Consider the following 26,772-nt stretch of genomic DNA (forward strand, 5'->3'; position numbering starts at 1 on the left):
TTCAATAGGCGTTCGCACGTAGAGGATTGCCGCGAGATGCAGAGAATGCCATCCTCAACCATGAAGAAGTGCCCATGCCAATCCCCAACGATATCCGGCCCTTTGCTTTCGTCCTGGCCGTCCCCGATCTCGACCGCAACACCGCCTACTTCCGTGACGCGCTCGGCTTCACAGTCGAATGGCCGGGCCGGACGGATTGGCAATTGGTTCGCCGTGGCAGCGTCAGCATCATGCTGGGCCATTGCCCGGACGCATTGCCGCCGTCGGCCACCGGCGACCATGCCTACTTCGCCTACCTGCACGTCGACGATGCCCATGCGCTGCACGCGGAGTGGACCCAGCGCGGGGCCATCGTGCTGCATCCGCCCATCGACCGCGACTGGGGCATGCGCGAATTCGCGGTCGCGACGCTGGACGGCCATCGCCTGATGGTCGGCGAGATACTGCCGTCATGATCGACCACACCGGCCTCCAAGTCTCGGACCTGTCGCGCAGCAAGCGCTTCTACGAACCCGTGCTTGCCACCCTGGGCCATGTGCCGCGGCGTGACTTTGGCGATGCCGTCGGCTACGGCAAGGCCACGCCGGGGGCGTTCGATGACCCGGCCGGTGAGTTCTGGCTCATCGAAGGCACGCCGCTCGCGCCCCGGATCCACATCGCCTTTCGCGCCCGCAGCCGGGAGAGCGTGGATGCGTTCCACCGTGCCGCGCTGGCGGCCGGCGGCACGGACAATGGCGCGCCGGGCATTCGGCTGGTCTACCACCCGCACTACTACGCCTGTTTCGTGCTCGACCCGGACGGCTACAACGTCGAGGCGGTCTGCCACGCGCCGCCGGGCTGAATGCCCGCATGGCGCGCGGTCAGGCCGACCGGCTCTTGCCGCGCCGCGACAGCATGTTGAGCACTTCGACCAGCGTCGAGAAGGCCATCGCGGCATAGATGTAGCCCTTGGGCACATGCACGCCGAAGCCGTCGGCGATCAGCACGGCGCCGATCATCAAGAGGAAGCCGAGCGCCAGCATCACGACGGTCGGGTTGCGGTTGATGAAGTTGGCGAGCGGCTCGGCGGCCAGCAGCATCACGGTGACGGCGGTGATGACGGCGATCACCATCACGGCCAGGTTGTCGGTCATGCCGACGGCGGTGAGGATGGAGTCCACCGAGAACACCATGTCCAGCAGCACGATCTGGAACAGCACCGACGAGAACGCGATCGCTGCAACGGCTGCACCGTTGGGCCCTGCCTTCACGAGGGGCGGGTCGACGTGGTGGTGGATTTCCTTCGTGGCCTTCCAGATGAGGAAGAGGCCACCGGCGATCAGGATCAGATCGCGCCACGAGAACTGCGTCTCGAAGCTCGGTGTTCCGTGCGCATCCAAACTGCCCTTCAAGCCGAGGTCGAACACGGGCGCCGTGAGCCCGACCAGCCACGCGATCATCGACAGCAGCGCGAGCCGCATGATCAGCGCGAGGCCGATGCCGATGCGGCGCGCCCGCTTGCGCTGGTGCTCCGGCAGCTTGTTCGACAGGATCGAGATGAAGATCAGGTTGTCGATACCGAGCACGACTTCCATGATCACCAGGGCGAAAAGCGCCGCCCACAGGGTCGGGTCGGTAAAGAGAGCTTGGAGGCTTTGCACGGTTGTTTTGGCGGAGTGGGTGGGCGGATGATGCCCGCTGCCCGCACCGCCTTCGCCGATTTCCGGACTTCGACTGGGCCTTTGGGCGGAGCGCCTGCTGCGCGCGTGACGCCTCAGGCCGGCGCCAGCGGCAACATCACGCTCACCGTGCTGCCCTGCCCAAGCCCCGCGCTCATGGCCGACACGGTCCCGCCATGCCGCTCCACGATCTTCTTCACGATCGCCAGCCCCAGTCCCAGCCCACCTTCCGCATTCGACGCAGCCCCGGGCGCCTGCACAAAGGGCTCGAACAGGTCGTCGATGGCGCCGGGCTGCATGCCGATGCCGTTGTCGCTCACGGTGACGGCCACCTTTCGTGCTGTGGTGGTGCGCAGCCCCAGCGTCACGTCCCCACCCGGGTCGGTGTACTTGGCCGCGTTGTTCAGCAGGTTCGCGAACACCTGCACGAGGCGCGTTGCGTCGCCGAGCACTTCCACCGGTTCGGTGCCCAGGTCGGTGTGGAGCCGATGGCCCTTCTTCGCGATGAGCGGCCCGCTTTGTTCGAGCGCCTGGGCCAGAACCTTCCGCAGGTCTACTGGCTGCTTCTCGATCTGGAATTCGCCGCGCATCACGCCCGAGAGGTCGACGAGGTCGTCCGCCATGCGCGTCATCTGCAGCACCTGCCGCCCGATGAGTTCGCTGGCCCACACCACGCGCTTCGCGTCGTCGGGCGCGCGGCGCAGCACTTCCTGCGCGGTGTGCAGCGCCGCCAGCGGGTTGCGGATCTCGTGGCCGAGCGTGGCCATGGCGTTGTCCTTGGCACGGTTGCTGGCGCGCAGCTGCCGCACGCTCGCTGCCAGGTCATGGCGCGACGTGCGCAAGCGGCCGCCGATCACGCCGATGCTCAGCCCGATGACCAGGAACAGCACAGTCCGGCTGATGTTCTGGGGCTGGAAGAACGCCTGCCAGCTGCCGCCGCCGATGAAGAGGTAGGTGCCGATGGAGGTGCTCAGCACCGTGGCGAACAGCGCCGGTCCGAAGCCGCCGTAGAACGCGGCCACCACGATGGCGAGCGAGAGGATGAGGTACGGCCCCTGCTGCCCCAGCAGCGGGTTCAGCAGGTAGCGCAGCCCTAGCGCTGCCATGACGGCGGCGAACGCGATGACGTAGTCGAGCGGTTGCGCGCTGGCGGTCGGTGGCTCGGGCGGCAACAGCTGCATGGGTCCTGGAGGCGGCTCGCGGTGTACGGGGGCTCGGGTCGGTTGCCCCGAGCCGGGCAGTCTAGCGAGTTGCGCCCGGACCGGGCGTAGGGTTACATCCTGCCTTTCCAGGGCACCACCTTGTGCTCGACCCACCGCATCAGCAGGTCGAACAGATACGCCACCACCCCGATCACGATGATCCCCATGATCACGATGTCGGTGCGCAGGAAGTTCGATGCGTTCAGCACCATCTGGCCCAGGCCGACGTTGGCGGCGACCATCTCGGCGGCGACCAGCGTGGTCCAGCCGAAGCCGATGGCGATGCGCATGCCGATCAGGATGTCGGGCATGGCCGACGGCAGGATGACGTGGCGGATCACCTGCAGGTAGGTCGCGCCCATCGAGTACGCGGCGTTGATCTGTTCCTGCGACGCGCTGCGCATGCCCGAGCGCGCGGCGAGCGCCAGCGGTGCGAAGCAGCTCAAAAAGATCAGCAGCACCTTGGGCACTTCGTCGATGCCGAACCAGATGATGATCAGCGGCAGGTAGGCCAGTGGCGGCAGTGGCCGGTAGAACTCCAGCGGCGGGTCGAAGATGCCGCGCACCGTGCGCGACATGCCCATCGCGATGCCGATGGGAATCGCCGTCACGCAGGCCAGCAAGAAGGCCGAGAACACGCGCAGCATGCTCGCGACGAAGTGCTGCCACAGCGGCTTGTCGTTGGCCTGGCCGGTGAGGTACTCGTAGAACTGCTGGAACACGGCCTGCGGTGTGGGCAGGAAGATCGGCTTGACCAGGCCGAGGTTGGTCACGCCGAACCACACGGCGATCAGCGCAGCCACGGTCAGCACGCTGATGCCCGCGCTGTTGCCTTCGCCGGGCACCTTGAAGCGCGTGGTCTTGGGCGTGGCGGTGGTGGTGGCTGTTGCGGGCGCAGCGGGTGCGGCGGCGGTCTTGGTGTCGATGGCGAGTTCAGACATGGGTGGCCTCGCGCTGGTGGATGATGGCGAGCACTTCCTCGCGCATGCGGATGAACTCGGGCTCCGACTTGACCTTGCGCGCGTCGCCGTGCGCCAGGAACTGTCGCGAGAAGGGCACGTCGTCGTAGACGTGCGAGATGCGGCCGGGGCTGGGGCTCATCACGATCAGCCGCGTGCCGAGGAACAGCGCCTCTTCGACCGAGTGCGTGATGAAGAAGACCATCTTGTTCGACTGTTGCCAGGCGTGCAGAAGAATCTCCTGCACCGTCTCACGCGTAAAGGCGTCGAGCGCGCCCATGGGTTCGTCCATCAGCAGCACGGCCGGGTCGCTGGCCAGTGCACGGGCGATGCCCACGCGCTGCTGCATGCCGCCCGACAGCTCGTACACCGCGCGGTCGGCGTACTTCTCGAGGCCGACCAGCGCGAGCTTCTGTTCGGCGATGGCGTCGCGCGCGGGCTTGTCCATGCCGGCCAGGCGCAGGCCCAGTGCGACGTTGTCGCGCACGTTGAGCCACGGCATCAGCGCGTGCTTCTGGAAGACCACGCCGCGGTCGGCGCCGGGGCCGGTCACCGGCTGGCCGTCGAGCAGCACCTGCCCGCTCGACGGCGGCAGGAAGCCGGCGATGCAGTTGAGCAGCGTGCTCTTGCCGCAGCCCGATGCGCCGAGCGCGACGACGAAGTCGCCGTCGTGCATCGTCAGGTTGACGGGCGCCAGTGCCTGCAGCGAGCCGCCCTTGACGGCGTAGTGGACCTCGAGGTCGCGGATGTCGAGCGTGGGCATGGGGGGCGCCTACTTGGCCATCGCCTTCTGCACGTACGCGGTCGTCACGAACGCGCTGTAGTCGGGCTTGACCTCCTGCACGCGGCCCTGCTCCTTCAGGAAGGCCGCGGTGTTGGCCATGGCCTTGGCCGCGCCGCCGCCCAGCCACGCCGGCGACACCTGCTCGGCCAGCGTGGGGAAGGTGTACAGCGCCATGGCTGGGCCGACGTCCGCCGGATTGGCCTTGGTCCACTTGGCCATCGCCTTGGTGGGGGCCGAGTCGGCCGTCCAGCTTTTGCCCGAGGCCTTGTACTCGTCGTTGGCGCGGTTCAGTGCCTTCACGAAAGCGACCATGAAGGGCTCGTTGGCGGCGGCCCATTGCTTGTTGACGATGAGGCCCTCGAAGGTCGGCGCGCCCTTCTTGCCGATGCTGCCCGACGTGGCGATCACCTTGCCGTTGGTCTTGATCTTCGACAGCACCGGGTCCCAGATGAAGGTGGCGTCGATGTCGCCGCGCTCCCAGGCGGCGGCGATCTCGGGCGGGCGCATGTTCATCACGTTGACGTCGCGGCCGGCCACGCCGTCCATCTTCATCGCGGCCATCAGCTGGTAGTGCGCGGTCGACACGAAGGGCGTGGCGACCTTCTTGCCCTTGAGGTCCTTCAGGCTCGCGATGTTGCTGCCGTTGCGCGCGACCAGCGCCTCGGCGTCGGCGATGTCGGCCGAGATCCAGAAGAGCTGGATGTCCTGGCCCTGGCTGGCCGCGGCGGTCAGCGGGCTGGAGCCGGCTTCGCCCATCTGCACGTCGCCCGACGCCATCGCGCGGATCACGTCGCCGCCGCCCGAGAACATGCGCCAGTTGATCTTGTAGCCGGTGGCCTTCTCGACCTCGCCGGACTCCATGACCAGGCGCAGCGGCACCAGCATGTCCTGGTGGGCGAAGGTCAGTTCCTTGGTTTGCGCGGCGGCCACACCGCTCAACATGCAGGCCGCGAAGGCCATCGACAGACATTGGCTGAATTTCATGGGGGCTCCTGAGATCGACATCTGGAATGCAGCATCTCCACGATGCCGCGCCGATGTCGACTGTGCAGGCAAGCCCCGCGCCCGGTAAGTGCCAGCGAAGCGCTGCGTTTGGGGCCAGTGGCGGCCCGCGGGATTTCGTTGTGGTGCGTGGTTGGCCGGTCGCACTCCGGCGGTGCGCATCAATCTGGCGCCTGCCGTTGTCGCGCACGGTCACTGCCACCTTGCGGACCGCTGTGGTGTGGTGTTGTGTGATGGCGCTGCTATGCGGCGGCGGAGGAGGCTTTCGACCAGCGAAGGAGATGGTCGGCAACGAGCTCGACGGCGGCAGGCGCGACGGCGATCTTTCTCAGCAGTCCCAGTGCGTCGAGGCGACCTGGGATCGTCAGTGGAAGTCTTCGCACCACGCCGGTTTCGACCAACGTGCGCATGTGGCTGTTGGGGCCGACGTACAGCATCTTCAGGTCTCGCATCATCGCGGTGATGACGGAGACGGATCGCGTGCTGATGCGCGCGACCGTTGCCTGCACATCTTCGGCTTCGCACCACTGCATGAAGGCCGCGTGGGAGGGCGCGTCTTTCGGGGGCAGGATCCACGTCTGCGCTGCGCAGTGGCGCAGCGCGAGGCCGCGCTTTCTCGTCAGAGGATGGTCGTGTGCGCAGAACGCGCTGTGCTGGTCGTGTGCGAGCGGCTCGAACCTGTGCCCTTGCGGGATGAGCGTGGGCACGCGGCACAGCAGCAGATCGGCGCCCCCGTCGGCGCACAGCTGCGAGATCCTGTCCGCATCGACTTCCTGGTACTCGATCCAGAGGTCCGAATGTGCCGCGCACAGGGACGGCAGGGCCTGTGCCAGAACCGATGTGCTCGCGGCTGAAATGCCGGCCAGTCTCACCAGGCCTCGCGCGCCTTCCAGCACCGTTGCGGCCTGGCTTCCCAGCGCCTCGATGGCGCCGACTGCGCGAAGAACGGCCGGCAGCAGAAGTGCGCCGGCGTCGGACGGACGAATGCCGCGTGCGTGCCTGTCGAAGATCTTGACACCCAGCAGCGCCTCGAGGTTCGCCAGGGCCTGCGTGGCCGAAGGCTGGCTCATGCCCAGCGCGGAGGCGGCCTTCTGGATGCTGCCCAGTTCTGCCATTCGGGCCACCAGCTGAAGCTGTCGGGGGCGCGCGTAGTGGAGCAGGCGCCTGTTCAAGCTATGCGCGGGGCCGGGAGAAGAAGACATGACCGGAGCTATTGGATTTGTCGATATCTTAGGTGGTTTATCGCGTTGCAGCCTGGGGTCGACCTTCGGAGAATGGCCCCATCACATCTCTCGGAACGCACAGATGAATGCTCTCGGCAGTGGACGGCGAATCCGCCCTGGCGGCTATCTCGTCAGGCTGTGTCTGGTGCTCGGGTTGGTCGTCGCTGGCGCGCAAGACCTGGCCGCGCAGGTGGCGACCTACCCCAACAAGTCCATCACGATGGTGGTCCCGTACCCCGCCGGCGGCGCGACCGACGCCGCAGCACGGCTCATTGCCAACCACCTCGGAAAAGCGCTTGGTCAGCCGGTCGTCATCGAGAACCTTGCAGGCGCCTCCGGCGCGATCGCGGCACAGAAGGTCGTTCGATCCAGTCCCGACGGCTACACCCTGCTGGCGGGCACGATCAACGAGGTCGTGCTGGCGCCGATCTTTGCGCCCGGCACCCCATACAAGCACCAGGACCTGGCAGCCGTCGGGCCCATCGGTGTGACGCCCTTCGTTCTGGTGGCCAATCCCAAGATGGCCGCACGGGACATCGACGAGCTGATCGCGTATGTCCGAAGCAAGCCCGGAACGGTCAACGTGGGCATCCCCGGCTTGGGCAGCTTGCAGCATGTGGCGCTGTCCATGCTTGCGACTCAGGCCAAGGTCGAATGGACCACGGTGCCCTACAAGGGCGCCGCACCGCTGAATGTCGACCTTCTCGGCGGGCAGATCGATCTGGCGGTCGTCACCTTGCCCTCGGCGGTCCAATACATCCAGGAGAACAAGCTCAAGTCGCTGGGCTTGATGAGCACACAGCGAGCCCCGCTTTACAAGGACATCAAGACCATTAACGAGGGGACCACCATCAAGGGATTCTCGACAGACGCATGGCTGGGTGTTTTCTTGCCGTCCAAGGCCCCGCCGGACGTGGTCCAGAAGATCAATGCCGCGCTCAACCAGGCCTTGAAGACGCCGGAGCTCCGCGACGGTCTGTCGAAGCTCGGCTACCAGGCGGCCGACCCCGGCACCTCGAAGGAGTTCGAGCGTCATGTGCAAGCCGAAGATGCGCGCTACCGAAGCATTGCACCCACGCTGAAGCTGGAGCGATGACGCTGCCTGAGTCCCCGGGGTGTTCGAGCGCCAGTCACGCAGCCGCCAGAAGCCAGGACACGTTTGGCAGCGACGCGACGAGTGCACAAGCCAAGGCGCAGGACGTCTTCTACTGGTTCGGTCGAATCAACATGGCGTCCACGGTCGTGAGCGTGGAGGAGGGCATCATTCCGAACGCCATGGCCGGGCGCATCGCGCGCGGCGTCGCGCGTTCCATCGAGCAGGCCGGTGAGCCGGGCGGGCGGCGCCCGACCGACGTGCTGCAGCTCGAAAAGATCATCACGGACATTGCGGGCCCGGAGGCGACCCTCATTCATTCGGGGCGCAGCCGTCAGGACATCCATTCGACCCTGAATGCGGCACAGCTTCGCACCGAGGTGCTGGACTTCACGTCCCACCTCAACGCAGCCCGCGGCCGCCTGATCGATCTGGCCGGCAGGAACGTCGACACGCTGGTCCCCGCGTACACCAATGGCGTGCAGGCAATGCCGGTGAGCTATGCCCACTACCTGCTCGCCTTCGCCGACTCCTTCGAACGCGACGCGGCTCGGTTGCGGGAGGCCTACCCGCGCATCAACCTGAGCGCGCTCGGCACGGCCGTGCTCGCCAACTCGAGTTGGCCGCTCAAGCGCGAGCGCCTTGCGGACCTGCTCGGCTTCGATGGGCTGATCATCAATTCCTTCGATGCAGGGCAGGTCAGCACCTACGACATTCCGCTCGAAGCCACTGCCATCGCCAGTTCGACGGCGATACGGGTGGGCGCGATGATGCAGGATCTGCATGTGCAGTACCACCAGACGCGTCCGTGGCTGCTACTGGCTCCAGGCCGGACGTACACCAGCAGCGCGATGCCGCAGAAAGCCAATCCGGGCGTGATTCAGAACACACGCGCCAGGGCGACGGACGTCGTCGCTTCTGCCCAGGCCGTGACCCTGCGTGCGCACAACGTCACGCCGGGAATGATGGACTACAAGGCCGCCTGGAATGCCCAAGGCGCGAAGACCTTCGTGCTCGCCGTCGACATGCTGACGCAGTTTGCCGACGTGCTCGACGCCTTGAGGGTCGACCCGGCGCGGTCGCTGGAAGAACTGGATTCGGACTGGACGACATCGATGGAGCTGGCCGAGACCCTCCAGCGCGAGCACGCCATTCCGTTTCGGGTCGGTCACCATTTCGCATCCGAAGTCGTTCTCTTCGCGCGGGCCCACCAGTTGCGCCCGCGTGAGTTCCCTTACGCAGAGGCCGTGCGGATCTACGCTGAGGCAGGGCGAAAGTACGCGCTCGCGGATTTGACCTTGCCGCTCGACGAAGTGGCGTTCCGCAGAACGCTGTCGCCGACGAACATGGTGCACACCCGCGTCGGCGTGGGCGGGCCGCAGCCGGCGGAGGTTCAGCGCATGCTTGCCAATGCGCGCGACGCCTTGGCCAGAGATCAGCGCTGGCTCGACAGCCGTCGCTTGAAGCTCACCCAGGCCGACGCGCTGCTGGACCGTGCGTTCGGGGCGGTCGCAACGCGCCCCTGATCTTCGGCGGCGGCGACTGCCGTCCGGCCGGCGTCCGGGGTGGCTTCTCAGGGCAGCAATCGCTTCAGATACTTGCCCGTGTGGCTGGCGGCGTTCGCCGCGATGTCTTCCGGCGTGCCTTCGCCCACCACCATGCCGCCGCCGGCGCCGCCTTCGGGGCCCATGTCGATGAGCCAGTCGGCGGTCTTGATGACGTCCAGGTTGTGCTCGATCACCACGATGGTGTTGCCGGCGTCGCGCAGCTGGTGCAGCACCCGCAGCAGCAACTCGATGTCGGCGAAGTGCAGGCCGGTGGTCGGTTCGTCGAGGATGTACAGCGTGCGGCCGGTGTCGCGCTTGCTCAGCTCCAGCGCCAGCTTCACGCGCTGTGCCTCGCCGCCCGAGAGCGTCGTCGCGGCCTGGCCCAGCTTGATGTACGAGAGGCCCACGTCGAGCAGCGTGTGCAGCTTGCGCTCGATGGTCGGCACCGCCTTCAGGAACTCGTGCGCGGCCTCGACCGTCATCTCCAGGATCTGCGCGATGTTCTTGCCCTTGTACTGGACCTCGAGCGTCTCGCGGTTGTAGCGCTGGCCGTGGCAGACCTCGCAGGGCACGTACACGTCGGGCAGGAAGTGCATCTCGACCTTCACCACGCCGTCGCCCTGGCAGGCCTCGCAGCGGCCGCCGGCCACGTTGAAGCTGAAGCGGCCCGGGCCGTAGCCGCGCTCGCGTGCGGTGTTGGTCTCGGCCATCAGCTCGCGGATGGGCGTGAACAGGCCGGTGTAGGTGGCCGGGTTGCTGCGCGGCGTGCGGCCGATGGGGCTCTGGTCGACGTTGATGACCTTGTCGAAGTACTCGATGCCTTCGATCGCCTCGTGCTCGGCCGGCTCGTCGTGCGCGCGGTAGAGCGTGCGCGCGACGGCGCTGTACAGCGTGTCGTTCACCAGCGTCGACTTGCCCGAGCCCGACACGCCGGTCACGCAGGTCAGGAGGCCGACCGGGAAGGCGACGCTCACGTTCTGGAGGTTGTTGCCGGTCGCGCCGACCACGCGGATTTCCTGCAGGTCGCTTTGCGTGGCCAGGTGCGCCGCTTCGCGCGCGGCGCGGCGTTCGGCCGCGGGGCTCTGCGGGAAGCGCGACGCCTTCTTGCCTTCGTTGAAGGCCGGCTTGGCCACCACCGGCAGCCAGGCGGTGCGGTGCTTGGGCACCTCGATCTTCTTCACGCCCGACAGGTACTGGCCGGTCAGCGAATTCGGGTTGGCCTTGACCTCTTCGTAGGTGCCTTCGGCCATCACGCGGCCACCGTGCACGCCGGCGCCGGGGCCCATGTCGATCACGTGATCGGCGGCGGCGATCATGTCTTCGTCGTGCTCGACCACGATCACGCTGTTGCCGATGTTGCGCAGGTGCTTGAGCGTGCCGATGAGCCGGTCGTTGTCGCGCTGGTGCAGGCCGATGCTGGGCTCGTCGAGCACATACATCACGCCGGTCAGGCCCGAGCCGATCTGCGAGGCGAGCCGGATGCGCTGCGACTCGCCGCCCGACAGCGTCTCGGCGCTGCGGTCCAGGCTCAGGTAGTTCAGGCCGACGTCGTTGAGGAACTGCAGCCGCAGGCCGATCTCGCGCACCACCTTGTCGGCGATCTCCGCCTTGGCGCCGCGCAGCTTGAGCGTGCGGAAGTAGGCGAGGCTGTCGCGCAGCGTGAGGTGGCTCACCTCGTAGATCGCCTTGCGCTCGGGCGTGCTGCCATCGGCCTGCACCGTCTCGTCCACCAGGAACACGTTGCGTGCCTCGATGCGCAGGCGCGAGCCGCCGCAGTCGGGGCAGGGCTGCAGGTTGCGGTAGCGCGCCAAGTCTTCGCGCACCAGGGTGGAGTCGGTCTCGCGGTAGCGCCGCTCCATGTTCGGGATGATCCCTTCGAAGGGGTGCTTCTTCGTCAGCTTCTTGCCGGCTGAGGCGCCCGACTCCATCGTGTAGCTGAACTTGATCTCTTCCTCGCCGGAGCCGTGCAGCAGTGCGGTCTGCACCGCAGGCGCGAGCGACTCGAAGGGCGCATCGATGTCGAACTGGTAGTGCTTGGCGAGGCTCTCCAGCATGCTGAAGTAATAGCCGTTGCGCCGGTCCCAGCCCTTGATGGCGCCGCTGGCGAGTGACAGCGACGGGAAACCGACCACGCGCGCCGGGTCGAAGAACTCGCGGTGGCCCAGGCCGTCGCAGCTCGGGCAGGCGCCGACCGGCGAGTTGAAGGAAAAGAGGCGCGGCTCCAGCTCGGCCAGCGAGTAGTGGCAGATCGGGCAGGCGAACTTGGCGTTGAACAGGTGTTCCTTGCCGTTCGCCCCCTCGTCGCCCATCTCCATCGCGATGGCGCGGCCGTCGGCCAGGCGCAGCGCGGCTTCGAAGCTCTCGGCCAGGCGCTGCTGCATGTCGGCGCGCGCGCGCAGTCGGTCGATCACCACGTCGATGTCGTGCTTCTCGGTCTTCTTGAGCTTGGGCAGGTCGTTGTATTCGTAGGTCTGCCCGTCGACGCGAAAGCGCACGTAGCCGGCCGCCTGCATCTCGGCGAAGAGCTCGAGGAACTCGCCCTTCTTCTCGCGCGCCACCGGCGCCAGGATCATCAGCCTAGGCTCGTCGGGGATGGCCAGCGTCGCGTCCACCATCTGCGACACCGTCTGTGCCTGCAGCGGCAGGTGGTGGTCGGGGCAGAAGGGCGTGCCGGCGCGCGCGTACAGCAGGCGCAGGTAGTCGTGGATCTCGGTGACGGTGCCCACGGTGGAACGCGGGTTGTGGCTGGTCGCCTTCTGCTCGATGCTGATCGCGGGGGAGAGGCCCTCGATCACGTCGACGTCGGGTTTGTCCATCAGCTGCAGGAACTGCCGCGCATAGGCCGACAGGCTTTCGACGTAGCGGCGCTGGCCTTCGGCGTAGAGCGTGTCGAAGGCCAGGCTCGACTTGCCCGAGCCCGACAGGCCGGTGATCACCACCAGCTTGTTGCGCGGAATGTCGAGGTCGACGTTCTTCAGGTTGTGGGTGCGCGCGCCGCGGATGCTGATGCGCTGCTGCGCGAGCACGGCGCCGAGGTAGACGTCATCGGGGGGCGAATTCACTGGGGGCGGTCCGTTCGGGGCAACCGAGCATGATAGTGCCCGAGCGGATTTCGGGCGGTGGTGCGCGCCCGCGCCCGCACGCTGCGGTCGTCTATTCGCTGCGGGCCAGGCCGTCCTTGCGCTTGTCCGACGCCCCGATCAGGCCGCCGTCGGCGTCGCGCATCACCCATTGGGCGCCACCGAAATCGCTGCGGCCGCCCAGTTCGCCGGTACCGACGGGGTCCGTGTAGCCGGCGGCGCGCAGCGCCGCGACGATGGGCGACGGCATGCCCGCCTCGATGGCGAGCGCGGTGTCGGACTCGAGCCGCCAGCGCGGCGCGTCCAGGGCGGCCTGCGGTGCCTCGCCCCACGCCGCGATGCGCAGCAGCAGCTGCACCTGGCCCTGCGGCTGCATGGCTCCGCCGACCACGCCGAAGGCGGCATGGAAGCGCCCGTCCTTCAGAGCCGCACCGGGTACCACGGTGTGATACGGGCGCTTGCCCGGGGCCGGGCCGTTGATGTGCCCAGGCGTCGAGAAGCCGAAGCCGCGGTTCTGCAGCACGAAGCCGCAACCCGGGACGGCAATGCCCGAGCCGAAGCGCTTGAAGATGCTGCTCATCAACGAGATGGCCAGGCCGTCGGCATCGACGACCACGGTGCAGACCGTGTTGCCGGCCGGGTCGGCCACCGTTTCCTTGGCACGGCGCATGGCCGCGCCCATGGCGCCGACGGCCTGCACGAAAACCTGCGGGTCGTTCGCCGTGAGGGGCAGGCCATCGAGGCGTGCCAGCGCATCCAGCACCGCCATGCCGTGCGTGTTGGGTGGGCAAGCCAGCACCTGCAGATCGCGAAATCCTTGCGACAGCGGTTCGCAGAAGTTGCCGCGGTGCGCCACGAAGTCCGCGGCGTCCAGCACGCCGCCCATGCCTTGCACCGCGGCGGCGGCGGCCTGCGCCGGTATGCCGCGGTAGAAGGCGTCGCGCCCTTCGCGGGCGATGGCGGCCAGCACGTCGGCCAGCGCCGGGTTGGCAAAACGTTCGCCCGCCTTCGGCACGCCACCGGCGCGGTAGAGGGCGGCGCACACCGGGTCTTGCCGCAACACCGGTTCGAACAGTGCCCATTCGCGTGCGGCGACCGGCGCCACGGCGAAGCCGTTGCGGGCCACCTGCATGGCGGGCATCAGGAGGTGAGCCCAGTCGAGACGGCCATGCGCACGGTGCAGGTCCCACCAGCCCTGCACCGCGCCGGGCGTGGTGACCGACAGCGGATGACGTTGGGGGATGCGCCCTTCGGGGAGCGTGTCGAGCAGTCCGGCGTGGAAGGCGACCGGGGCGCGGCCGGTGCCGTTGTAGCTCTCTGCATCCCCCCCAGGCCGTACCAGCATGGCGAGCAGATCGCCACCGATGCCGGTGGCCATCGGCTCCACGACGCCGAGCACGGCATCGGCCGCGATGGCCGCGTCGACCGCGCTGCCGCCAGCGTGCAGCATGCGGTGCGCGGCGGCGGCCGCCAGCGGGTGGCCGGTGGCGACCATGCAGTGCGCGCCGCGGACCGCGTCGGTCACGACCAGAGCACCACCGCGCACAGCGTGGCCACGACGAGGCCGGTGACCACCGGGAACAGCAGCGCCCGCACCGCGGCCAGCACCGGGACCCGCGCAAAGCCGGCCACGGCGATGAGCGACGACCAGGCGATCAGCGTGCCGCCGCCGGTCCACACCGCGCCCATCTGTCCGACGGCGGCCAGCGTGGCGGGGTCCATGCCGGCGGCCGGCGCCAGCGCGCCGGAGAGCGTGCCGGTGAGCGGAAGGCCTGCGAAGCCCGAGCCGTCGATGCCGGTGATCATGCCGACGATCAGCACGCCGAAGGCGACGAAGGCATGGTTGTGGGGAATCAGGTGCTGGGCGCTCTGGATCAGTTCGAACAGGAGGTGCGGTGGCTTCACATCGGCTGCCATGCCGAGGATCGGGCCGGCCGTTTCGCCCGCGCCGATGAAGAAGAAGCCGGCGATCGGCAGCACCGAGCCCATGGCCTTGAAGGCGAAGACGAAGCCGTCCGTGATGTGGTCGGCGCTGACGTCGAGCATCTGGCGCGGCCCTTCGGCCGCCAGTGTGGCCAGGATCATCAGCATGGCGGCCATGCCGCCGACCAGCGTCGCCGCGGCGCCGCCCTTGAGTTCGGGGAGCGAGGGCATGAACTTGGGCAGCACCATGGTGGCGATGACCGCCAGGAAGGCGAGCGGGGTGAGCACGGCGAAGACCTTGGACCACAGGGCACGGCGGGCGTCGACGGTCGTCAGCGTCTTCTCGATCTGCGCTTCGCTGAGGAAGGGGGCGTCACGGCTGGTGCCGCGCGCGATCTCTGCCTTGTCGAAGGTGCCTGCGGCCTCGAGGGCGACGGTCTCGCCATTGGCGGTCTGTGCCTGCCACTGCACCAGCAGCGCGTTGCTCGCCGGCAGGATCTGGCGGCGCAGCGTGAAATAGGCGATGAGCAATGCGATGACGCCGGTGATCAGCGACAGCACCAGGGCGCGGTCGGCCACCACGATGGCCGAGGCGCCGGCCGCGCGAGCACTGATGCCGGGTGCGACGCCGATCACGTAGTCCGACGACAGCGCCATGCCCTGGCCGGCAATGGCGATCGCGACGGCCCCGGCCAGTGGCGGCAGCCCCGCAGCGATGGCCGCCGGCAGCAGCACGGCCGACACCAGCGGAATGGCGGGGGTGGGCCAGAAGAACAGCGAGATCACATACGTGATGCCGGCGAGCACGAAGTAGGCGATGTGGCCGTTCTTCATGATCGCCCGGAACGGCTCCACCATGCGAATGTCGGACTGCAGTGTCTTCAGGGCATTCAGCAGCGCGGTCATCAGCGCGATGACCAGGAAGATGTTGAACAGTTCTTTCGCGGCGACGAAGCTCGCATTGAAGATGCTGCCGAGCGCGGCGATCGGGCTGTGCGTCCATGCCAGGGCCACGCAGAAGGTGGCGATGATGGACGGCACGACGACATTCGCGCGGAAGATCATCGTCAGGACGATGGCACCGACGCCCAGCAGGTAAACCCAGTGGGCAGCGGTGATGGTGATGGAATCCATGGTGAGGTCCTCGTGGGGGATGGGTGTTTTGTGAAAAACGCGGACTTAAACGGTATACAGTATTCCAAGTACGCAAAAAGCAGGCCACGGGGTAAGTACGGTGGTACGCATCTGGTGTGCTTCGCCATGGTGCGAGTTCGCCCCATAAGCACGCTGCTTCAGAGGGGAGGTGTTGCGATAAGGCGCCTTTTCAGTGCGTCAGACGGTGCGCTGGGCGGGGTTTGTGCTGCAGCGCAAGATTGCTTTCTGGCTCGCGTTTTGCATACTGTATTAACTAATTCAACTAGGAGTCATTGCCATGTCCCTGTTTTTGCGCCGTCCGCCGGCCCTCGCCCGCCTCATGCCGACCCTTGCGGTGGCTGCAGGTCTGCTCGCTTTCATGGGCGGGGCCGCGGCTCAGCCGGCCAAGCCGCTCGTCAAGGTGCGTTACGAGGAGGTCATCCGTTCGGTGTTGTACGTGCCGATGTACGTCGCCCTCAACCAGGGCTATTTCAGGGACGCCGGCCTGGACGTGGGCATGAAGACATCGCAGGGCACCGACAAGGGCATGGCCGCGCTGCTTTCCGGCAGTGCCGACATCGTGCTGATCGGGCCGGAGGCCTCCATCTATGTGGCCAACAGCGAATCCCCCACCAAACCGAAGATCTTCGCCGGACTGACCGCCACCGACGGCTTCCTGCTGATGGCACGCAAGCCGGTCACCGGCCCGTTCGACTGGAACCAGCTCAAGGGCAAGTCGGTCATGGCCTTTCGCCCGGGCTCCAACCCGGACGTCTTTCTCGAGACCGCCTTGCGCAAGCACGGCCTGGACCCGAAGAAGGACTTGAAGCTGGTCAATAACATCGGCCCGGCTGCGCGCACCGGTGCCTGGATGGCCGGCCAGAACGACTACGCCATCTTCCTCGAGCCGGAGGCCGGCAACCTGGAGAAAGACGGCAACGGCTATGTGATGGCGTCGATCGGCAGCGAGGTCGGCCCCGTCGACTACACGGTGTTCACCACCACCGACACCTTCATGCAAAAGAGCCCCGAGGTGCTGCAGGCCTGGACGAATGCGGTGGCGCGCGCACAGAAGTACGTGCAGTCCGCGCCGGCGGCCGACCTGGCCCGGCAGGTCGCGGAGTACTTCCCAGGCATGTCGCAGCCCGAGCTGGTGAAGGCCATCGACCGCTACCGTGGCTACAAGCTGTGGAAGACCTCGCCGCTGGTGGAAAAGGCCGCCGTCGAGCAGCTGCAGGACATGCTCACGGCCAGCGGTGTGCTCGAGAGCGCCAAGCGCGTGAAGTACGAGCAGATCGTGGTGACCGACTTCGCCACCAAGGCCAAGTGATGGCGGCGGCAGGCATTCCAGCGCCAGGGCGCCCGCGCATCGACGTGCGCAACGTGTCGCTGCGCTACTTCACGCTGCAGGGCGAGACGCAGGCGCTCGACGACATCTCGCTGGCCGTGGCGCCGGGCGAGTTCGTCAGCATCATCGGCCAGTCGGGCTGCGGCAAGAGCACGCTGTTGTCGATCATCGCGGGCATCCTCGATCCGTCGAGCGGCAGCGTGGCGGTCGACGGCAGGCCGGTGACGGGGCCATCGCCCAGCATCGGCTACATGCTGCAGCAGGACTATCTGTACGAATGGCGCAGCATCCTCGACAACGCACTGCTCGGCGCGCAGATCCAGAAGCGCAACATGCGCGAGGCGCGCGAACGCGCCATTCACCTGCTGCACAAGTGCGGCATGGGCGATTTCCTGCACCACTACCCGCGCCAGCTGTCCGGCGGCATGCGCCAGCGCGTGGCCCTGGCGCGCACGCTGGTGACCAACCCCGATGTGGTGCTGCTCGACGAACCCTTCTCCGCGCTCGACTCGCAGACGCGCCTGGCGATCGCCGACGAGGTGGTCGAGGTGCTGCGCAGCGAAGGCAAGTCGGTGGTGCTGGTGACGCACGACATCGGCGAGGCGATCGCCATGACCGACCGCGTGGTGGTGCTGTCGCGCCGCCCGGGGCGCATCAAGTCGGAGCACCTCATGCAGTTCCCGAGCCATGGCAAGCGGCCCACGCCCTTCGAAGCACGGGCTCTTCCCGAATTCAACACCTACTTCAGCACGCTCTGGGACGAACTCGATGTCCACGTCGAAGGCTGATACGGAAGCGCAAAGATGAACATGCCCCCCACCCTGACAATTCCACACGTGGCCGCTTCGGCATCGGCCGCTGCGCCGGCCAAGGCGCCGAGTTCCGCCTATGAGACATGGCTTGCGCGCCAGCGCCGCGAAAAAACGCTGGTGCTCGCGTGCCGGCTGCTGCTGCTGGTCGCCTTCTTCGGCCTCTGGGAAATTCTCGCCAAGACCAAGATGGTCAACCCGATGCTCACCAGCTACCCGAGCGCGCTGTGGCCGACCTTCGTCGACCTGCTGCTGCACGGCAACCTGCTGACGCACACCTGGGCAACCTTCAAGGCGACCCTGGTCGGCTTCGTCCTCAGCATGGTGTTCGGCATCGCCATCGCGGCCGGGTTGTGGTGGTCGCGCTTCGCCAACAAGGTGCTCGACCCCTTCCTCGTGGTCGCGAACGCCATGCCCAAGATCGCCTTCGTGCCGATCTTCTATATCTGGCTAGGTTCCGAGTACTCGGTGTACGGCATGGCCGTGGCCATCGCGATCTTCGTGACCATCATGGTGGCGTACGAAGGCTTCCAGTCGGCCGACCCCAACAAGATCAAGCTGGCGACCACGCTCGGCGCGAGCCGTGCGCAGGTGCTGCGCATGGTGGTGCTGCCCGGCAGCGTGCCCACGTTGATCGCGGCACTGAAGATGAACATCGGCCTGTCGCTCGTCGGCGTGATCGTGGGCGAGTTCCAGTCCGCCAGCGAGGGCCTGGGCTTCCTCATCGTCAACGGCAGCCAGGTCTTCAAGCTCAACATCGTGATGACCGCGATCGTCGTGCTGGCGCTGATGTCGGCACTGATGTACCTGGTCATCGCCCGCGTCGAGCACGCCCTGTCGCGCCGCTACGGCTGATCTGTCCTCGAACGAAAGAACACATGGAATTTCCCGCATGGATCGTCGACCGCGTGATGGCGCGGCAGGGAAGCCTGCACCCGTATCCGCGCTTCGATGCCCGTCGAACGGCTTTCGTGGTGGTCGACCTCCAGAACTACTACACGCAGCCGGGCTTCATGGGCGAGTGCGCGCCGGCGCGTGCCACCTTCGACAAGGTCAACCAGTTGGCCGGCGCCCTGCGCGAGGCGGGCGGCACGGTCATCTGGGTACAGACCTGTGCCGATGGCGCCGACCGCTTCTGGTCGCACCACCACGCCTTCATGCTGACGCCCGAGCGCAGCGCGCGCCGGTTGCTCGAACTCGGCCGCACGCATCCGGGCTTCGAGATCGCGCCCGGGCTCGACCCGCAGCCCGAGGACCCGCGTGTGATCAAGCGCTGCTACAGCGCCCTGGTGCCGGGCTCGTCGACGCTCGACGACGTGCTGAAGGCGCGCGGCATCGAGACGGTGTTGATCGGGGGCACCGTGACCAACGTGTGCTGCGAGTCGACCGCCCGCGACGCGATGATGATGAACTACGCCACCGTGATGGTCGAGGACGCGCTCTCGGCCGTGACGACCGAAGAGCATGTGCAGTCGCTGCACAACTGGATGCTCTTCTTCGGTGACGTGCTCAGCGTGGACGAGGTCGCGAGCCGGCTGGAGAAGCTGGAGCAGGCGACCGCCCTGGCCTGAGCAGGCCGGCGGCCCCGCTAGAAAGTGCCTGGGTACGCGCCGCCGTCGATCAGCAGGCTCTGTCCGGTGATGTAGCCGGCATGCACCGAGCAGACATAGGCGCACAACGCGCCGACTTCCTCGGCACGGCCAAAGCGGCCGGCCGGGTTGTTGCGGCCGCGCTCCTCCCACAGCTGCTCGAAGGTCTTGCCTTCGGTCTTCACCAGAGCTTCGATGTGGTGGCGTTGCGCATCGGTCGCGAACACGCCCGGCAGGAGATTGTTGATCGTCACGTTGTGCCGCACCGTCTGGCGCGCCAGGCCGGCGACGAAGCCGACAAGCCCGGAGCGCGCGCCGTTCGACAGCCCCAGTTCGGCCTGCGGTGTCTTCACGCTGCGCGAGACGATGTTGACGATGCGGCCGAAGCCGCGTTCGATCATCGGGTCGACGGTGCGGCGGATCATCTCGATGGGCCCCAGCATCATCGCGTCGAGAGCCGAGTGCCAATCGTCCGTCGACCAGTCGCGGAAGTCGCCCGGTGGCCTGCCGTCGGCGTTGTTGACCAGGATGTCCGGCGCAGCGCAGGCGGCCAGCGCTGCGTCGCGCCCTGCCGCGGTCGTGATGTCCGCGACGGCGAAGGCCACCGGTGTGCCGGTTTCGGCCGACAGGTCGGCGGCGGTCTGGCGCAGCGTGGCTTCGGTGCGTGCGGCGATGGTCACCCGCACGCCTTCGAGGGCGAGCTGCCGTGCGCAGGCGCGCCCCATGCCGCGGCTGCCGCCGAAAACCAGTGCCGTGCGCTGTGCGATGCCGAGGTCCATGGATCGTGTCCTTGCGGCCCGTCAGGCCGCGAGCGGGGATTGGAAGGTGAAGCTGTCGCTGTACAGGTGGTCGATGCTCGCGCCGTGGGCCAGGAAGGCCCGCTTCGCATCGCCGATCATCGCCGGCGAACCGCAGAGGTAGATGGCGTGCTCCGACAGATCGTCCAGATCCCCCAGCACCGCGTCCTGCACGTGGCCGCGCCGTCCTTCCCAGTCGGCGCCGGCGCGCGAAAGCACCGGGACGTAGCGGAAGTCGCACAGGCGATCGACCCACGACACGATCTCGTCGTGCAGGTACAGGTCGGCCTCGGTGCGCATGCCCCAGTAGAGACTCACCGGCGGGCAATCGTCGTCATCCATCAACGATTCGAGGATGCTCTTGATCGGCGCCAGGCCGGTGCCGGTCGCGACCATGATCAACGGCCGGTAGTCCTCCGCGTGGTAGCAGAAGGTGCCGTGGGGCAGCTCCACCGGCAACGGGTCGCCGGGCTGAAGTCGCGCCACATGGCCACTGGTGAAGCGGCCTTCGGGAATGCGGCGGATGTGGAAGTCGAGCGTCTGCGGGTGGGGCCGCGAGGCCATCGAGAAGCTGCGGTGCTGGCCGTCGGGCAGCAGGATGTTGATGTACTGGCCGGCCCGATAGAGCAACTCCGCCTCGGCCGGGAGTTCCAGGGCCAAGTGCAGCACGTCGTGGCCGAGCGGGCGCACGGCCTTCACCGTCGCCATGTGGCGCGCCGGGTCGGAGCACGGCGGCAGGCGCCGCGCGGCGCTGATCACCAGGTCGCTCGCCGGCCGCGCCTGACAGGCCAGCGCGTAGCCCTCGGCGGCCTCTTCGGGCGTGAGACCGGGCGGGAACTCGTCGTACGTCACCGAGCCCGCGACCAGCTGGATGCGGCAGGTGCCGCAGCCGCCGAAGCGGCATTCGTGGGGCAGGCGCCGGTCCTGGCGAAGTGCGGCGTCCAGCACTGTTTCGCCGGGCTCGGCATCGAAGGTCGCTGCCGTCTCCAGCAGCCGGATGCGATAGGCCATGGGGCGGTCCTTCGTCGTCGGGGCGTGTGCGCCTTATTTCTTGATGTCGGCCTGGACCATCACCGTGTGGCCCTGGCCCTGAAGCCGTTCGTGCAGCGCCTGCAGCGCGGCCAGCCCGCACGCGGTGTCCTGCTCGCCGTTGCCGCCGGACAGGCCCACGCCGCCGATGACCTCGCCATCCACCACGATCGGGAACCCGCCCACAAAGGCGGCGAAGCGCCCCTCGAAGCTCAGCTGGATGCCGAAGGCCTCGTTGCCCGGCAGGGCTGGGCCGTTGGGCGGCGTGGTGAACAGGTGGGTCGAGCGCTTGTGGCCCGCGGCAGTGAAGGCCTTGTTCCACCCGATCTGCGGGCCGGTGATGCGTGCGCCGTTCATCCGGTCCATGGCGATCGGGAAGCCGCCGTCGTCGGCGATGCAGATGGTTTCGAGCACGCCGATCTCCTTCGCCTTGCGGATGGCGGCGTCGATCATCAGTCGGGCTTCTTCGAGTTCGAGCTTGAGTGCGGTTTTCATGCGGGTCTTTGCAGGAGGAGGGTCGGGGGATCAGCAGCCGCGGTAGACGGTCTTGATCTGCGTATAGAACTCCAGGCCGGTGCGGCCCGATTCGCGGAAGGTCGAGGTGCTCGAGCGCTTCAGGCCGCCGAAGGGCGCATTGATCAGGTTGCCGGTGGTGGTTCGGTTGATCTTCACCGTGCCCGACTGGATGTCGTGCGCGAAGCGGTGCGCGACCACCGGGCTGGTGGTCGCGATGGCGGCGGACAGGCCGTATTCGGTGTCGTTGGCCTTGGCGATCGCATCGTCGTAGCCGTCGACCTCGATGAGGGCGATGACCGGGCCGAAGATCTCCTCGCGCGCGATGCGCATCTGCTGCGTCACGTCGGTGAAGATGGCCGGCGTGACATAGAAGCCGTGGGCGAAGTCGCCGCCGGTGAGTGGCTCGCCGCCGCACAGCAGCGTGGCTTCGGATCGGCCGATGGCGATATAGCGCAGCACCGTCTCCAGCTGCTTCTTCGTCGCGAGCGGGCCCAGGTCCATGCCGGGCGTCATGCCGCTGCCGATCTTGAGCGCGCGCACCCTCGTCAACAATTTGTCGGTGAAAGCGGCCTTCACGCGCTTCATCACCAGCACACGACTGGTGCCGGTGCACGCCTGGCCGCTGAGCGAGAGGCCGCCCTTGATGGCGAGGTCGACGGCCTTGTCGAGGTCGGCGTCGTCCATGACGATCAGCGGGTTCTTGCCTCCCAGCTCCATCTGCGTGCGCGTGGTCATGGCCGCGGCGCGATGGATCTGTTCGCCGGCGGCGGTCGAGCCGGTGAAGGAGATGGCGCGCACCGCCGGCGATTCGGTGATCACGGGGCCGACTTCCGACGCACGGCCGGTGATGAAGTTCAGCACGCCCTTGGGCAGGCCCGCCTGGACGAAGGCTTCGGCCAGACGCAGGCCCGAGAGCGGTGCATCGGACGACGGCTTGAAGACCACCGTGTTGCCGGTGATCAATGCGGGCGCGATCTTGCGCGCCGGGATCGACACCGGGAAATTCCAGGGGCTGATGACGGTGACCACGCCCAGCGGCTCGCGCTGGCTGTAGACCACCATGTCCGGATCGTCCTGCGGGAAGGTCTCGCCCGAGAAGGATTGGCCCTCCACCGCATAGAAGCGGATCGTCTGGGCCGAGCGCAGGAACTCGTCCTTGGCCAGCGCGAGCGGCTTGCCCTCTTCGCGCGTGAGCTCTTCCGCGAATTTCGCCGCATGCGTCTCCAGGTACAGCGCCGCGGCGTTGAGCATCGCGGCCCGCTTGGAGATCGGCATTTTCTTCCAGCCGTCGAATGCCGCTTGCGCGGCGGCGACGGCCGCCCCGGCGTCCTCGGCAGACGAGGACTGGAAGCGGCCGACCACCTCGCGGGCGTCGGCCGGGTTCATGCTGTCGAAGGTCCGGCCGGTCGCGCTGGACACCCAGGCGCCATCGATGTGATTCTGGAAAAGAGGGATGGGAGCGAGGGTCATGGCGTCGGCTTATGATGAGGCAAATTTAAGAATACTGTATACCAATAATATTTTCAACCAACGCTTGAAGAGGGCGTTTGTTTGGAAGTGTCATCAAACGATGGTTGTGCTGACTTGATTGTTGGTATACAGTATACCGAAGAGCTATTGGCTCTTGCTGCTTTCGTCCGCCAACGCCCGCCATTCCTGGAGCCTCCGCCATGTCCGTCCTCATGAACCGCGATGAATTCCGCACTGCCCTTGAAAACGCCATCAAGGGCAAGAGCGCCAACAAGTCCCCCTTCAGCCTGGCCTGGGCCGGCGGCACGCTGAGCCGCGCCCATCTGGCCCGCTGGGCCGAGAACCATTACCACTATGTCGGCCCCTTCGCCGACTACCTGGGCTATCTGTACGCCCGCACGCCCGACCACATGACCGAAGCCAAGGACTTCCTGCTGGCTAACATGTATGAAGAGGAAATCGGCGGCGATCGCCACACCGACCTGTTGATCCGTTTCGCCGAAGCCTGCGGCACCACCCGCGAGCGCGTGGTCGATCCCGACAACATGTCGCCCACCACCCGTGGGCTGCAAAGCTGGTGCTATGCCGTGGCCATGCGCGAAGACCCGGTGGTCGCCGTGGCCGGTCTGGTGGTCGGCCTGGAATCGCAGGTGCCGTCCATCTACCGCAAGCAGACGCCCACGCTGCGCGAGAAGTACGGCTTCAGCGACGAGGAGGTCGAGTTCTTCGATCTGCACATCGTTTCGGACGAGATCCACGGCGAGCGCGGCTACCAGATCGTGCTGGAGCACGCCAACACGGTGGAACTGCAACAACGCTGCCTGAAGATCTGCGAAATCGGCGCCCAGATGCGGCTGCTCTACACCACCGCGCTTTATCACGACTACGTGATGGCCGAGGAAGCCGCGCAGCCGGTGCTCCAGGCCGCCTGAGCCCCCGTCCCGCCACGCCGTCGAGCCCGCATGCCGATCATCACCTTCCACAAAGGCGGCCAGGTCTACCGTGACGAGGTCAAGGACAACACGAACCTCGTGGTGCGCGCGGGCATCAAGCAGTTCCCCTATCCGCACCTGCGCTACGAGTGCGGCATGGGCAAGTGCTCCAAGTGCGCCTGCCGCGTGATCGCGGGCATGGAGCACCTGCCGCCACCCAACTGGAAGGAAAAGAAGCAGTTGGGCGAGCGGCTCGCCGCCGGCTACCGGCTGGCCTGCCAACTCTGGGTTCAGCAGGACATCGAGCTGGCCCAGGACGATGCCGCGACCACCTGAGATCGAACGCCTTCCCATGTACGTGATATTGACCAGCAAGCCCGGGCAGTTCCGCACAGAACCCGTCGACGGCCTGCGTCCCGTCGAATCCTTCGACTACCTCTTCTTCGGTCGCTGCAAGGCGCGCTTCGTGATCGCCGAGCTTCAGGCCGCGTGCAAGGTGACGGTGATCGACGAGACGCCGCCCGAGGTCGTGAACCACGTGCCCTCCAAGTTCCTCGAGAAGTTCGACACCGTGTCGCTTGCACGCGATGCGTTGCGGCAGCTCGTGCGCGAGGGCGATGCCGACGTGACGCTGGTGCGCACATGAACACCGCTGCGACGCCCGGGGCACCCGCCTCCATGATCCGGATCACCTTTCTGAGCAACGACGCGAAGGTCGTGTCCGCGGCCGCAGGCGGCAACCTGCTGCGCATCTCGCTGCGCGAGCAGGGCGGCATCCCCTTCAAGTGCGGCGGCGGCCTGTGCGGCACCTGCAAGTGCCTCGTCGAAACGGGCATCGAGCACACCGATGCCATCAAGCCCAAGGAGAAGAAGCACCTCAACAAGGCCGAGATGGCGCAGGGCTACCGCATGGCCTGCCAGACCTTCGTCAACGGCGATATCGCCGTGTCCTGGCAACCGCGCGACGCCAAGAAATGATCGCCGCGCTGCTGCCGGACGGCATGAGCCTCGGCCACTACGCCGGCATGGCTGCGATGGTGCTGGTCGGTGCCTGTCTTCAGGGGATCGGCGGCGTCGGCTTCGCGATGTTCTCCGCGCCCATCGCGGCACTCTTCTATCCCGAGCTCGCGCCCGGCCCGCTTCTTGCGCTCGGCGGACCCCTGGCGCTGATGTCGGCACTGCGTGAATTCGACCAGATCGACTGGGGCGCCGCCGGCGTCGCGCTGATCGGCCGCGTGGTCGGCACGCTCGGCGCTGCGGTGTGCCTGCTGCTGCTGCCGGGCGAGCTGCTGACGGTGCTGTTCGCGGTTTTGATCCTCGCCGGTGTGGTGCTGAGCCTGAGCGGGCGCCGCATCGAGGCGTCGCGCGGCAACATGGTCGGCGCCGGCATCGCGTCCGGGCTGATGGGCACCATCACGTCCGCCGGTGCGCCGCCCTTCGCGCTGGTCATGCAGTACCTGCCGCCGCCCCGGCTGCGTGCCACGCTCGGTTGCGTGTTCTTCGTCGGCGCCGCCTTCTCGCTCGTGATGCTGGCGAGCGTGGGGCGCTTCGGGCGCCATGAACTGTGGCTCAGTGCCTGGTTGCTGCCCCTCATGGTGGCCGGGTTCGCCCTGTCGGGCCCGCTCAACCGCCGCGTCTCGCGCCGTGCCGTGCGTGGCGTCCTGCTGGGCCTGTCGGCCTTCGGGGCCACCGCGTTGCTGCTGCGCGAAGCCTTCGGCGCCTGATTCTCCCAAGGAGCGTTTCTTGCAACACATTTCCGACGCGATGGTCAATGCGCTCGTCACCCCGGCCGATGCGCAAGAGGTCCTGCGTGATGCGTTCGTGCGCTTCGACGAAGGTGCTGCCGCCATGCAGGAGCGCATCCGCACCGAGGCGGGCGGCGTCAAGCTGTCGACGCTGGGCGCCGTGATCCCGGGCCAGGGCGTGGCGGGCGCCAAGGTCTACACCACGATCAAGGGCCAGTTCTCCTTCGTCATCCTGCTGTTCTCCACCGAGGATGGCCGCCCGCTGGCCTCTTTCGACGCCGGCGCCATCACGCGGCTTCGGACCGCCGCGTGCTCGGTGCTCGCCGCGCGCCACCTCGCGCGTGGCGATGCGCGCCACCTGGCGCTGTTCGGGGCGGGCGCGCAGGGGCAGGCGCATGCCATCCAGATGGCGGCGGCCTTCGCACTGGAGGACATCCGCGTCTGCACACCGAACCCGGCGCCCGATCTGGCCGCTCGCCTGTCGGCGCAATGCGGCGTTCCGGTGCGGCTGTGCGGCGTCGACGAAGCGCTGGACGGGGCCGACATCGTGGTCACGGCCTCGCGTGCCGTCACGCCACTGTTCGCCGGCGAACGTCTGCCGGCGGGCGTCTTCGTCGCCGCCATCGGCTCCAGCCTGCCGCACACGCGCGAACTGGACGACGTCGCCCTTGCACGGGCTTCGCTGGTGGCTGTGGAATGGCGCACGCAGTCGCTGCGTGAAGCCGGTGAATTGGTGCAGGCGGGTGAAGGTGTGCTGCCGCCCGAAAAGATCGTCGAACTGGCGGCACTCGTGGCCGGACGTGTGCCGGGCCGCCGTACCCGAGAGGAGATCACGCTCTACAAATCGGTGGGCGTGGGCCTCGAGGACGTCGCCTTGGCCGGCCTGGCCTGGCGTCGGCTCGACGAGCGTGGCGGCTGAGCGCCGCCGCTGC

At 67.3% G+C, this 26,772-nt stretch carries 27 protein-coding genes; 14 read left to right on the forward strand and 13 right to left on the reverse strand.

Annotation, left to right across the window (positions count from 1 at the left end; translation table 11 throughout):
* Positions 1-74: 74 nt before the first annotated feature.
* Together ACSFA2_RS10465 and ACSFA2_RS10470 are read left to right on the forward strand one after the other, a co-directional pair.
* Positions 75-455: a VOC family protein gene (locus ACSFA2_RS10465; RefSeq protein ID WP_435455261.1), complete on the forward strand. Its 381-nt coding sequence runs from the start codon at positions 75-77 to the stop codon at positions 453-455.
* On the forward strand, positions 452-841 hold the full coding sequence (locus ACSFA2_RS10470; RefSeq protein WP_435455262.1) for a VOC family protein: 390 nt from the start codon (positions 452-454) through the stop codon (positions 839-841). The genes ACSFA2_RS10465 and ACSFA2_RS10470 overlap by 4 nt, the downstream gene beginning before the upstream one ends.
* Before the next feature lie 19 nt (positions 842-860).
* Here ACSFA2_RS10470 and ACSFA2_RS10475 read toward each other — a convergent pair whose 3' ends face one another.
* From ACSFA2_RS10475 to ACSFA2_RS10500, 6 genes are all read right to left on the reverse strand, one after another.
* The gene (locus ACSFA2_RS10475) at positions 861-1,640 is read right to left on the reverse strand and encodes a TerC family protein (protein ID WP_435455263.1); all 780 of its coding nucleotides are present in this window, start codon (positions 1,638-1,640) and stop codon (positions 861-863) included.
* Positions 1,641-1,753: 113 nt separating this feature from the next.
* The gene (locus tag ACSFA2_RS10480; RefSeq protein ID WP_435455264.1) at positions 1,754-2,839 is read right to left on the reverse strand and encodes a sensor histidine kinase; all 1,086 of its coding nucleotides are present in this window, start codon (positions 2,837-2,839) and stop codon (positions 1,754-1,756) included.
* A gap of 92 nt (positions 2,840-2,931) precedes the next feature.
* Positions 2,932-3,801: an ABC transporter permease subunit gene (locus tag ACSFA2_RS10485; RefSeq protein WP_435455265.1), complete on the reverse strand. Its 870-nt coding sequence runs from the start codon at positions 3,799-3,801 to the stop codon at positions 2,932-2,934.
* Positions 3,794-4,582, reverse strand: a complete 789-nt coding sequence (locus tag ACSFA2_RS10490; RefSeq protein ID WP_435455266.1) for a taurine ABC transporter ATP-binding protein — start codon at positions 4,580-4,582, stop codon at positions 3,794-3,796. Before ACSFA2_RS10490 ends, ACSFA2_RS10485 begins: the two co-directional genes overlap by 8 nt.
* A 9-nt stretch (positions 4,583-4,591) precedes the next feature.
* Positions 4,592-5,587, reverse strand: a complete 996-nt coding sequence (gene tauA / locus ACSFA2_RS10495) for a taurine ABC transporter substrate-binding protein (protein WP_435455267.1) — start codon at positions 5,585-5,587, stop codon at positions 4,592-4,594.
* Positions 5,588-5,847: 260 nt separating this feature from the next.
* Positions 5,848-6,807 (reverse strand): LysR family transcriptional regulator, encoded by a 960-nt coding sequence (locus tag ACSFA2_RS10500; protein ID WP_435455268.1) that lies wholly within the window; start codon positions 6,805-6,807, stop codon positions 5,848-5,850.
* Positions 6,808-6,910: 103 nt separating this feature from the next.
* On the opposite strand from ACSFA2_RS10500, the gene ACSFA2_RS10505 reads away from it, so the two are divergent.
* The gene (locus ACSFA2_RS10505) at positions 6,911-7,924 is read left to right on the forward strand and encodes a Bug family tripartite tricarboxylate transporter substrate binding protein (RefSeq protein ID WP_435455269.1); all 1,014 of its coding nucleotides are present in this window, start codon (positions 6,911-6,913) and stop codon (positions 7,922-7,924) included.
* Positions 7,921-9,447, forward strand: a complete 1,527-nt coding sequence (locus tag ACSFA2_RS10510; RefSeq protein ID WP_435455270.1) for a lyase family protein — start codon at positions 7,921-7,923, stop codon at positions 9,445-9,447. The genes ACSFA2_RS10505 and ACSFA2_RS10510 overlap by 4 nt, the downstream gene beginning before the upstream one ends.
* Positions 9,448-9,494: 47 nt before the next feature.
* On the opposite strand, the gene uvrA is transcribed toward ACSFA2_RS10510, so the two are convergent.
* From uvrA to ACSFA2_RS10525, 3 genes are all read right to left on the reverse strand, one after another.
* Positions 9,495-12,530, reverse strand: a complete 3,036-nt coding sequence (uvrA, locus tag ACSFA2_RS10515) for an excinuclease ABC subunit UvrA (protein WP_435455271.1) — start codon at positions 12,528-12,530, stop codon at positions 9,495-9,497.
* Positions 12,531-12,621: 91 nt separating this feature from the next.
* Positions 12,622-14,073, reverse strand: a complete 1,452-nt coding sequence (locus ACSFA2_RS10520; protein ID WP_435455272.1) for a gamma-glutamyltransferase family protein — start codon at positions 14,071-14,073, stop codon at positions 12,622-12,624.
* Positions 14,070-15,605: a hypothetical protein gene (locus ACSFA2_RS10525; RefSeq protein WP_435455273.1), complete on the reverse strand. Its 1,536-nt coding sequence runs from the start codon at positions 15,603-15,605 to the stop codon at positions 14,070-14,072. The genes ACSFA2_RS10520 and ACSFA2_RS10525 overlap by 4 nt, the downstream gene beginning before the upstream one ends.
* 298 nt (positions 15,606-15,903) lie before the next feature.
* Here ACSFA2_RS10525 and ACSFA2_RS10530 point away from each other — a divergent pair, with 298 nt between their 5' ends.
* From ACSFA2_RS10530 to ACSFA2_RS10545, 4 genes are read left to right on the forward strand one after another with little or no spacing between them, the layout of a single operon-like run.
* Positions 15,904-16,935 (forward strand): ABC transporter substrate-binding protein, encoded by a 1,032-nt coding sequence (locus ACSFA2_RS10530; RefSeq protein WP_435455274.1) that lies wholly within the window; start codon positions 15,904-15,906, stop codon positions 16,933-16,935.
* Positions 16,935-17,741, forward strand: a complete 807-nt coding sequence (locus ACSFA2_RS10535; RefSeq protein ID WP_435455275.1) for an ABC transporter ATP-binding protein — start codon at positions 16,935-16,937, stop codon at positions 17,739-17,741. The genes ACSFA2_RS10530 and ACSFA2_RS10535 overlap by 1 nt, the downstream gene beginning before the upstream one ends.
* Before the next feature lie 48 nt (positions 17,742-17,789).
* The gene (locus tag ACSFA2_RS10540; protein WP_435455276.1) at positions 17,790-18,617 is read left to right on the forward strand and encodes an ABC transporter permease; all 828 of its coding nucleotides are present in this window, start codon (positions 17,790-17,792) and stop codon (positions 18,615-18,617) included.
* Positions 18,618-18,640: 23 nt separating this feature from the next.
* Positions 18,641-19,333, forward strand: coding sequence for a cysteine hydrolase family protein (locus ACSFA2_RS10545; RefSeq protein WP_435455277.1), 693 nt, complete (start codon positions 18,641-18,643; stop codon positions 19,331-19,333).
* Between the two features lie 17 nt (positions 19,334-19,350).
* Here ACSFA2_RS10545 and ACSFA2_RS10550 read toward each other — a convergent pair whose 3' ends face one another.
* The 4 genes from ACSFA2_RS10550 to ACSFA2_RS10565 are packed head-to-tail and all read right to left on the reverse strand — an operon-like array spanning position 19,351 to position 23,163.
* The gene (locus ACSFA2_RS10550; protein ID WP_435455278.1) at positions 19,351-20,130 is read right to left on the reverse strand and encodes an SDR family oxidoreductase; all 780 of its coding nucleotides are present in this window, start codon (positions 20,128-20,130) and stop codon (positions 19,351-19,353) included.
* 21 nt (positions 20,131-20,151) lie between these two features.
* Complete coding sequence (locus ACSFA2_RS10555; protein ID WP_435455279.1) at positions 20,152-21,159, reverse strand: 2Fe-2S iron-sulfur cluster-binding protein; 1,008 nt, start codon at positions 21,157-21,159, stop codon at positions 20,152-20,154.
* A 33-nt stretch (positions 21,160-21,192) separates the two neighbouring features.
* Positions 21,193-21,672, reverse strand: coding sequence for a GlcG/HbpS family heme-binding protein (locus ACSFA2_RS10560; protein WP_435455280.1), 480 nt, complete (start codon positions 21,670-21,672; stop codon positions 21,193-21,195).
* A 30-nt stretch (positions 21,673-21,702) separates the two neighbouring features.
* On the reverse strand, positions 21,703-23,163 hold the full coding sequence (locus ACSFA2_RS10565; protein ID WP_435455281.1) for an aldehyde dehydrogenase family protein: 1,461 nt from the start codon (positions 23,161-23,163) through the stop codon (positions 21,703-21,705).
* Positions 23,164-23,363: 200 nt separating this feature from the next.
* Here ACSFA2_RS10565 and ACSFA2_RS10570 point away from each other — a divergent pair, with 200 nt between their 5' ends.
* From ACSFA2_RS10570 to ACSFA2_RS10595, 6 genes are read left to right on the forward strand one after another with little or no spacing between them, the layout of a single operon-like run.
* A complete protein-coding gene (locus ACSFA2_RS10570) occupies positions 23,364-24,095 on the forward strand; it encodes an iron-containing redox enzyme family protein (RefSeq protein WP_435455282.1) in 732 nt (243 codons plus the stop codon).
* A 30-nt stretch (positions 24,096-24,125) separates the two neighbouring features.
* Positions 24,126-24,431, forward strand: a complete 306-nt coding sequence (locus ACSFA2_RS10575; protein ID WP_435455283.1) for a 2Fe-2S iron-sulfur cluster-binding protein — start codon at positions 24,126-24,128, stop codon at positions 24,429-24,431.
* A 16-nt stretch (positions 24,432-24,447) separates the two neighbouring features.
* Positions 24,448-24,741, forward strand: coding sequence for a ferredoxin (locus tag ACSFA2_RS10580; protein WP_435455284.1), 294 nt, complete (start codon positions 24,448-24,450; stop codon positions 24,739-24,741).
* 32 nt (positions 24,742-24,773) lie between these two features.
* Positions 24,774-25,073 carry a 2Fe-2S iron-sulfur cluster-binding protein gene (locus ACSFA2_RS10585; protein ID WP_435455506.1) on the forward strand — a complete coding sequence of 100 codons (300 nt, stop codon included), beginning with the start codon at positions 24,774-24,776 and terminating at the stop codon, positions 25,071-25,073.
* Entirely contained in the window at positions 25,070-25,819 is a 750-nt protein-coding gene (locus tag ACSFA2_RS10590; protein ID WP_435455285.1) for a sulfite exporter TauE/SafE family protein, read from the forward strand. The genes ACSFA2_RS10585 and ACSFA2_RS10590 overlap by 4 nt, the downstream gene beginning before the upstream one ends.
* Before the next feature lie 19 nt (positions 25,820-25,838).
* Positions 25,839-26,759, forward strand: coding sequence for an ornithine cyclodeaminase family protein (locus ACSFA2_RS10595; protein WP_435455286.1), 921 nt, complete (start codon positions 25,839-25,841; stop codon positions 26,757-26,759).
* Positions 26,760-26,772: the final 13 nt, after the last annotated feature.

It is taken from the genome of Variovorax cryoconiti (assembly GCF_051216395.1).
Classification (GTDB): domain Bacteria; phylum Pseudomonadota; class Gammaproteobacteria; order Burkholderiales; family Burkholderiaceae_C; genus Variovorax.